Source organism: Corynebacterium nasorum (assembly GCF_032821635.1).
GTDB lineage: Bacteria > Actinomycetota > Actinomycetes > Mycobacteriales > Mycobacteriaceae > Corynebacterium > Corynebacterium kefirresidentii.
The window spans coordinates 41,304-49,696 of sequence record NZ_JAVBIE010000015.1; the positions used below are offsets into that span (position 1 = coordinate 41,304).

At 59.2% G+C, this 8,393-nt stretch carries 8 protein-coding genes and 1 pseudogene; 3 read left to right on the forward strand and 6 right to left on the reverse strand.

Translation table 11 applies throughout. The annotated features are described in order from the left end of the window. The first annotated feature begins 22 nt into the window (after positions 1-22). Positions 23-206, forward strand: a pseudogene (locus RAE07_RS10940) (Trm112 family protein). A gap of 137 nt (positions 207-343) precedes the next feature. Here the strand turns inward: RAE07_RS10940 and RAE07_RS10945 are convergent. From RAE07_RS10945 to thiC, 6 genes are read right to left on the reverse strand one after another with little or no spacing between them, the layout of a single operon-like run. Then, on the reverse strand, positions 344-1,513 hold the full coding sequence (locus RAE07_RS10945; RefSeq protein WP_316328572.1) for a ThiF family adenylyltransferase: 1,170 nt from the start codon (positions 1,511-1,513) through the stop codon (positions 344-346). After that, positions 1,513-2,301 (reverse strand): thiazole synthase, encoded by a 789-nt coding sequence (locus RAE07_RS10950; RefSeq protein WP_023021625.1) that lies wholly within the window; start codon positions 2,299-2,301, stop codon positions 1,513-1,515. Before RAE07_RS10950 ends, RAE07_RS10945 begins: the two co-directional genes overlap by 1 nt. Positions 2,302-2,311: 10 nt before the next feature. Further along, entirely contained in the window at positions 2,312-2,515 is a 204-nt protein-coding gene (gene thiS, locus RAE07_RS10955) for a sulfur carrier protein ThiS (protein WP_200287553.1), read from the reverse strand. Between the two features lie 24 nt (positions 2,516-2,539). Then, complete coding sequence (gene thiO / locus RAE07_RS10960) at positions 2,540-3,748, reverse strand: glycine oxidase ThiO (protein ID WP_316328573.1); 1,209 nt, start codon at positions 3,746-3,748, stop codon at positions 2,540-2,542. After that, a complete protein-coding gene (locus RAE07_RS10965; protein WP_034656487.1) occupies positions 3,741-4,406 on the reverse strand; it encodes a thiamine phosphate synthase in 666 nt (221 codons plus the stop codon). Before RAE07_RS10965 ends, thiO begins: the two co-directional genes overlap by 8 nt. Before the next feature lie 28 nt (positions 4,407-4,434). Continuing rightward, positions 4,435-6,366, reverse strand: a complete 1,932-nt coding sequence (gene thiC, locus RAE07_RS10970) for a phosphomethylpyrimidine synthase ThiC (protein WP_023021621.1) — start codon at positions 6,364-6,366, stop codon at positions 4,435-4,437. Positions 6,367-6,630: 264 nt separating this feature from the next. Between thiC and RAE07_RS10975 the strand changes: the two genes are divergently transcribed. Both RAE07_RS10975 and tyrS read left to right on the forward strand, forming a co-directional pair. Then, positions 6,631-6,804 (forward strand): Trm112 family protein, encoded by a 174-nt coding sequence (locus RAE07_RS10975; protein ID WP_034656461.1) that lies wholly within the window; start codon positions 6,631-6,633, stop codon positions 6,802-6,804. Positions 6,805-6,868: 64 nt separating this feature from the next. After that, positions 6,869-8,155: a tyrosine--tRNA ligase gene (gene tyrS, locus RAE07_RS10980; RefSeq protein WP_023021619.1), complete on the forward strand. Its 1,287-nt coding sequence runs from the start codon at positions 6,869-6,871 to the stop codon at positions 8,153-8,155. Positions 8,156-8,393 lie beyond the last annotated feature (238 nt).

Consider the following 8,393-nt stretch of genomic DNA (forward strand, 5'->3'; position numbering starts at 1 on the left):
ACTTCTCCCTCTACCCGCTGGGATTAGATGTAAGAGTCTTGACCCAAAGTTGCTCGAGGTACTTGTCCGTCCGCAGGACAAGGGCCTGTTGATATATCCGGAAGATAAGCAAGTCCTTGTCAATGAGCGTTCCTAGCATTGCCTATCCCATTGAAGATGACGTTCCAGTAATTCTGGTAGGCCACGCGATGAAATGGCCCTCCTGAATCTGGATTCTATGTAAAGTCTGGATACTCTGTGCTAAACAGGTGACTCCCCAGCACCTTTTTATGAATCCAACGCGAAGTTCAAGGTGGACCTACCGGAAAACCCGAATCACCTTGTCATCGACATCATTGTCTAGCTAGTGCTTAGGTATTCCGTGGAACGCTGCGGGCTGGCTTGTTATGCCGCCTGCGACGTTTAGCATATTAATACCACGCTGTTTTGCATCCGCGGCGAAGGTCGAGATGAAGTTGGCCGATCGCTTGCCGGAAGCACAGTATACCCACGCTTTGCGCTGCCCTTCGGCCTGCAGGGAATCGAGCAGGCAGCGCGCCACCTCTGGATCGTCCTGCCACACGGAGGTTGGTAAATGGTAATGCTCTGTGCCGGCAGCAAAAAAGAAATCATCTATGGCAGCCTCCCCGGCCTCGCGCACGTCGATGGCCGCGGCACCGTAGCGCAGATCTTCGAACATCTCGGGGGCAGTGGCAGCGGCAGCATCGGCATCCGGCACGGCACAAGCTGCGCTACCGTAGTCTTGCTGCAGCTGTGTGGTTAGCTCGCGTGCCGGGTCGTGGGGCACGCGGAAGTGAGTGATGGAGGCGGTCAGGGCATCGTAGATGCTCAACAAGCCCACCCGGTCGTGGTTCATGCCGGTTGCGAACTGGATTAGCTCGGTGGACATCAAGCCCGCGACCACGCTGGTGGTTACGCCCAGCACACCGGCGGTGGCGCAATCCGGCACGGAATCTGGGTCGGGTTGCAGGGGATAGAGGTCGCGCATTCCCACGCCGGACTCGGCGCCGGGCCCAGACCACCACACTGCGCAGTCGCCCCGGTAGCGAAGCACCGAGCCCCACACCAGCGGGGTGCCTGTGATCTCCGCAGCATCCGCTGCTAGGAACTTGGTGGCAAACGTGTCAGAACCATCCACTAGGATGTCCACCCCACGAAGGTAGCCCACGGCATTGTCGACGGTAAAACGGTCGCGAATCGCATGTACTACGATGCCGGTTTGCAGCTGCCGGAGCTTTTCGGCGGCGACGTCCACCTTGGGCCTTCCCACATCGTGGGTGCCGAACAGGATCTGGCGGTGGATGTTAGTGAGATCCACCGTGTCGTCATCGATCACAGAGATTTCGCCAACACCGGCGGCAGCTAGCTGCTGCATCAGGGGGCAGCCCAATCCGCCAGCGCCGATGACGAACACGTGGGTGCCGTGCAGCGCCTCTTGCTGGGGGATGCCGAAGCCAGGCAATAGGGTTTGGCGGGCTACTCTGTACAACTCTTCGCGGGGCAGTGGGCTCATTACAGGACTTTGTCTTCCCAGCTAGCCAACCCCTCGAATGATGACGAGGCCACGGCGTGCTGCCGTTTCGGAATGCGGCCAGCTTGCCGGGCCAACCGGCCACCTTCCACGGCGTATTTCATTGCAGTGGCCATCGCCATGGGGTCCTGGCAGCGGTTAATAGCACTCGCTAAAAGCACGCCATCGCAGCCCAGCTCCATGGCCAGTGCAGCATCGGAGGCCGTGCCCACACCAGCATCCAGCAGCACGGGAACATGGGTGCGCGAACAGATCAGCTCGATGTTGTGCGGGTTCAGGATGCCTAGGCCCGTGCCGATGGGCGAGCCTAAAGGCATCACCGCTTCCACGCCCACGTCTTCTAGACGCTTGGCGACGATCGGATCGTCGCTGGTATATGCCAGCACCACAAATCCTTCAGCAACCAGCATCTCGCAGGCATCCACGAGCTCTACCACGTCGGGCAGAAGCGTATGGTCATCCGCGATAACTTCCACCTTCACCCAATTGGTGCCCAGCGCCTCGCGGGCTAGCTTGGCGGTTGTTACTGCGTCCCGAGCGGTGCGGCACCCAGCAGTGTTGGGCAGCACGTCAATGCCCAATCGCTGCAAGAGCTCGAAGATGGATTCCCCACCGGTGCTAGCGCTCGTGGCACTGTGCCTACGCATGGCAACGGTGGTCAGCTGTGTACCGCTGGCAACTAAGGATTGTTCCAACATAGCCTGGCTACTTGCCCCGCCGGTTCCCATCACTAGGTGCGAATCGAATTGTTTATCTGCGATAGAAAGCATGAGTAAAGCCCTAACCGCCCTGCACGGCGATCAGGATATCCATTTCATCGCCGTCGGTAACTTCATAAGACCAGTCGCTGGCCGGAATCACGTCGCCATTGACGGCCACGGCGACGCCTTTCGGCGAGGCATCGCCGGTCTCTGCTTTTACGACGGCAGCCACGGTGATATGCCCCTCGCTGCTGCGGCGCTTTCCATTAAGCGTGTATTCCATGGTGCTTATTCCTTTCTTTTGTGGCTATCGGGGTGGGCTGTATCGGGCGTGGCGTAGTGGATCGCAGGCAGAGATGTCTATCTCCAACCCGTTGGCGGGGTAGGTGCCCAACCCCAACTGGGCACCTACCTTAGCCCCAAAGGCGGACAACAGGATTCCGTGGCGGAAGTAGCCGGTGGAGATCACCAGCCCGTCGCGCACCTTGCCAAGGTAGGGCAGATCATCTGGTGTGCCGGGCCGGGCGCCGACGATGGCTTCGATGAACTCGCAATCCTCTAGCCCAGGAACCACGCGGATGGCGTCTCGAAGAAGCGTGTGCACACCGTCTACAGAAGGACCTTTGCGGTTGTCTTCGCGGCTGGTTGCACCGACGGCTATGGTGCCATCGGTACGGGGGATGACATAAACCGTCCGGTCCTCCACGAATGCGCGCACCACTCGGGTAAGCGGTTCGCCACTGGTGTGCACCAGCGCGTCTGGGACCCGCAGCCGCAGCATGTCACCGTACACCGGCCGTAGCGCTAGGGGATTGACACCCTCGAACCAGCCGTCTACGTCTTTGGCACCTAGCCCGTTGCAGAGATAGACCGTGTCGCCGGTGGCCACTCGGCCATCGGTGAGCTGTACATCGTGCCCGTTGATGCGCGTTGCGGCCGTCGCCACGAAGCGAACTCCGGCTTGCTGCAGGTAGTCCAACAGGCACGCGCTGAACATGCGCGGGTTGATCTGATGGTCGCCCGGGATTTCCACTGCCGCCGCCAACTGGGGGCTTAGCCCCTGCTCTAGCCTTCGGGCTTGCCGTAGTGTCAGCGCCTGGGCATCCATACCGTGTCTTTGCTGCAGCGCCAGCAACTCGCGGATATGGACGCCATCGGCGCGGTCGGCACCCACCACCAGGGTGGATTCACTGCGGTGCCCGGTCGGTGCGGTAGTTTTCTTACCCAACCTGGCCAGCAGGTGGGGGAACATCTCGCCCGAAGCCACCATCAGCGGGTACAGCGGCTCTTGCCGGTATTGCACCTCCGCAACCGGCGCCAGCATGCCACCGGCCACGAACGTGGCACCGCTAATGGGCTGGGGATCGACCACGACAATTTCTTGTGGGGATACGCCCGCTTCCACCAATTCGAATGCCGTGGCCAGCCCGATGATTCCCGCGCCAATGATGGCGTGCTCCGCGCGTAGCTTCTGACTATCGGGGTGGTTGCCCGGGCTGAGAACAGTGTTATTCATGTGAACCGATTGCTGCATTCCCGTTCACCCGATCGAAAGCTTGCACAACCGTGGTCGCCAAGGTAGTCGGATCATCGGAGTCCATGAAGGCGCGCACAATCGCCACACCAGACACACCGGTTTGGGCCAGTGCTGCGGCATCGGTGGCCTGTACATCACCGATTGCCACGACCGGAACGGCCGAGGCCGCCACGAGTGGGGGATAGCCTTCCAACCCCAGCGGAGTGCGGCCGGAGATTTTCGTCGGGGTGGGGCGGAACGGACCGGCACCGATGTAGTCGATCACATCTGCGTACTCGTTAGCGTCCTGCACTAGCTCTAGGGTTCCGGTGGTCAGCCCGATGATCGCATCCTCGCCAAGAATCTGCCGCGCCAGGTGCGGGTTCAAGTCGTCTTGGCCGATGTGTACGCCGTGGATGTGGTGATCATCCATTAGGGCGGCCGCTACATCCACTCGGTCATCGATAAGCACCTTCGTTGCCGGATTGGCTTCCTCGACTGCCGCGGCAACGTCGATAGCTAGGGCGGTCAGATCGCGCACGCTGATGGGCTTGCTGCGCACTTGAATCACGCCCGCACCACCGGCGGCCGCTGCCGCGGCAACCTGGACGACCTTTTCCTGCGGTGCTCCCGTAACGTGGTAGCACCGCAGATCCAGGTGGCTACCCTGCGCAGCAGGGCGAGGCTTAGCGCTCACTGGGGATCGCTGCTTCCTTCTCCAGATCCTCGGCCACTTCCTTGGCCTCATTGCGGTCTAGATACAGCTTGGATCCCGCACGGCGGAACTCCTCGGCCATTTCTTCTTCGCCTTCGGTATTAGTGACGCGTTCTCCGTCTACACTCTGGCGCCCGAAGCCTGGCAAGCCGAGGTCCTTGACTAGCGTTTGCTTCTGGTCGGTGGCCAGAGCCTCATCGATCTTGTCACCGAATGCGTCGCGGATGTCCTGGCTGATCCGCATGGAGCAGAACTTAGGTCCACACATCGAGCAGAAGTGAGCGGTCTTTGCCGGCTCCGCGGGCAGAGTTTCGTCGTGGTAGGACTGGGCAGTATCCGGGTCTAGGGACAGGGCAAATTGATCGTGCCAGCGGAACTCGAAGCGCGCCTTGCTCATCGCATCGTCCCACTCGTGGGCGCCAGGGTGGCCCTTGGCGACGTCGGCGGCGTGGGCGGAGACCTTGTAGGTAATTACACCGGTCTTCACGTCGTCCTTGTTCGGCAGGCCAAGGTGCTCCTTCGGGGTGACGTAGCACAGCATTGCGGTACCTCCCATGGCGATATTGGCCGCACCGATGGCGGAGGTAATGTGGTCGTAGCCAGGCGCAATATCGGTGACCAGCGGCCCCAGGGTATAAAACGGTGCGCCGCCGCACCATTCCTGCTCTTTTTCATTGTTAACCTGCACCATGTTAAGCGGCACGTGGCCTGGGCCTTCGACCATGACCTGAACGTCGTACTCCCAGGCGCGGTGGGTTAGCTCGCCGATGGTCTTCAGCTCAGCGAACTGGGCTGCGTCGTTGGCATCGGCGATGGAGCCTGGGCGCAGGCCGTCGCCCAGAGAGAACGCAACGTCGTACTTGGCGAAGATCTCGCACAGCTCGTCGAAGTTCTCGTACAGGAAGGACTCCTTGTGATGAGCCAAGCACCAGCCGGCCATGATGGAACCGCCGCGGGAAACGATGCCGGTTACGCGCTTGGTGGTCAGCGGCACGAAGGGCAGGCGTACGCCGGCGTGGATCGTCATGTAGTCCACACCTTGTTCGCATTGTTCGATCACGGTATCGCGGAAGATTTCCCAGGTCAGGTCCTCGGCCACGCCGTCGACTTTCTCGAGTGCCTGGTAAATCGGCACGGTACCGATCGGTACCGGGGAGTTGCGCATGATCCACTCGCGAGTGGTGTGAATGTCGTTACCGGTGGATAGGTCCATTACGGTGTCTGCACCCCAGCGGGTGGCCCAGCGCAGCTTGTCTACCTCTTCGCGGATGGACGAGCTCACCGCGGAGTTACCGATATTGGCGTTGATCTTCGTATTGAAGGCATTGCCGATGATCATCGGCTCAGATTCCGGGTGGTTGATGTTGTTCGGGATGATCGCCTTGCCGGAGGCAACCTGCTCGCGCACCTTTTCTACGTCGCAGTGTTCGCGCAGTGCGACGTATTCCATCTCCGGGGTGATAATACCCTGGCGGGCGTAGTGCATCTGGGTTACGCGCTTGCCCTCCTTGGCCCGCAGCGTCTGGCGGCTAGCGCCTTTCCATTCGTCACTGGCCTCGCCACGTTTGAGGGCGCGGTTACCGTCATCCAACAGGTTGCGGCGCCTGCCCTCGTAGGCTTCTACATCACCGCGGGCTTCGATCCACTCACTGCGCAAAGCCTCCAGGCCCTCGGTCGGTTCGGCCCAGGGGCCGCGAGTGCGGTAGAGCTTCTGCGGTGGATTCGGGCCCGTTGGGGAATCGTCCAGCTGAACTTCGGTTTCCGGCACCTGTAGGGTGAAGGTCTTGCCGAAGGATTCCACCTGCTTTTCGATGGGGGCGAAGCTGTGCTTCGGGTGGATTTCCGCACCATAGTCGTCATTCGGGATGGTAGTGCGGGTGTGCTGTGTAGACGGATCCGTCATAAAAGTCTCTCCTCATTCTTCCTTCGCTGGTTCTAACCAGGCAGGTTCTAGCGGTACTCGCGCGGGGATTACAGCGCGATCTCAGCTCGATACCTCGAGCGCCCGTGTTCGGTTGCACTTCCTACTGTAACGCACAGCACCCGCGTGTTAAGTTCTAGGGCGGACGGTTGATTGGACAGCCTCAATGAGCAAAGTAGAAAAGCGGTAAACAACTACAGAGAGTCACTCGGTGGGATGGCTGGGGCACGGGTTAGACTTAACAGCATGATTGATCAGAAGCTCCTAGAGATCCTCGCGTGCCCGATCGACAAGCAACCGCTGGAGGATCACGGCGACTATTTGGTTAACCCTAGGCTGAACAAGGCCTATCCGGTGCAGGACGGCATTCCGGTCCTGCTGGTGGACGAGGCTAAGGACTGGCCCATTGGGTCCAAGTAACTAAAGCCACACGCTCTGGAAAAGCAGACACTTAGATAATTAGGGAACAGGGGAGCACCTACGTATGACTAACAACACGAACATTGTTGACGAACTGGAATGGCGCGGGCTCATTAACCAGTCCACGGATTTGGAGGCTTTGAAAGAGGCCACAGAGAACCCGATCAGCTTGTACTGCGGTTTCGATCCGACGGGAAGCTCGCTGCACGCTGGGCACCTAGTACCACTGATTATGCTGAAACGCTTTCAGCAATTCGGCCACCGTCCAATCGCGCTGGCCGGCGGTGCGACGGGAATGATTGGTGACCCACGTGATGTTGGGGAGCGTTCTATGCTCACGGAAGAGCAGATCGCAGAGAATATGCAGATGATCAAGACACAACTTGAATCTTTCGTGGACTTCACCGATGAGAGTGACGTTTCAAGCCCAGCGGTGATGGTGAACAACGCGGACTGGATTAGCCAGATCAACGTCATCGAGTACCTGCGCGATATCGGTAAGAATTTCTCGCTGAATACCATGCTGGACCGCGATACGGTTAAGCGCCGCTTGGAGTCCGATGGCATTTCCTACACCGAGTTTTCCTACATGCTGCTGCAGGCTAACGACTTTGTGCACCTGCACAATGAGTACGACTGTGTCCTGCAGATTGGCGGTGGCGACCAGTGGGGCAACATCGTTTCCGGTGTGGATCTGAACCGGCGCGTGAATGGTGCGAAAGTCCACGGCCTGACGGTACCGCTGGTGACGGACGCCGAGGGTAATAAGTTCGGCAAATCCACCGGCGGCGGCAAGCTATGGTTGGATCCGCAGCTGACCAGCCCATACTCCTGGTACCAGTACTTTATTAATGCTGGAGACGCGGTGGTTATCGATTACCTGCGTTGGTTTACATTCTTGACTCAGGAGGAGATCGCGGATCTGGAGCGCAAGGTAGAGGAGGAACCCTACAAGCGTGAGGCGCAGCGAGTGTTGGCGCGAGAAATGACCACACTGGTCCACGGCGCACAAGCCACCGAAGCAGTGGAGCTGGCCTCTCAAGCTTTGTTCGGTAAGGCGGAGTTACAGGATTTGGACGAGGCCACCCTGTCTTCTGCATTGCAGGAGACCGAGGTAGCGGAAGTCAGCTCGGATGCCACGATCCTGGATCTATTGGTAGGTGCGGGATTGGAGAAATCGAAGGGTGCCGCGCGCCGCACTGTGGGTGAAGGCGGTGCATACGTGAATAACCAGCGCATCGAGGACATCGAATGGTCTCCGTCTTCCCAAGACCTCCTGCATGGCTCGTGGCTGGTATTGCGCAAGGGCAAGAAGCGCTTCGCTGGGGCACGGGTTGTGAATCCTTCCTAATGCCGTCACGCTTCGTGTCAATAAGGTAGCTACATGATCCCTTGGTAACGGTTATTGGCCATTTACCAGGGGATTTGTGTGTTTCTAGGTGTGGGGTGTAGCTTTATCGAAGTCGCTGAGAGGTAGCCGGGAGGTTACTTGATGGTGACATTTTGTACGGACTTGGTTCGATGATTTGATTTTGTTCTTTGAGTTGAGTAAGTTTGTACGAGCTGCCGATGAGAGGTTAACGGGAAGT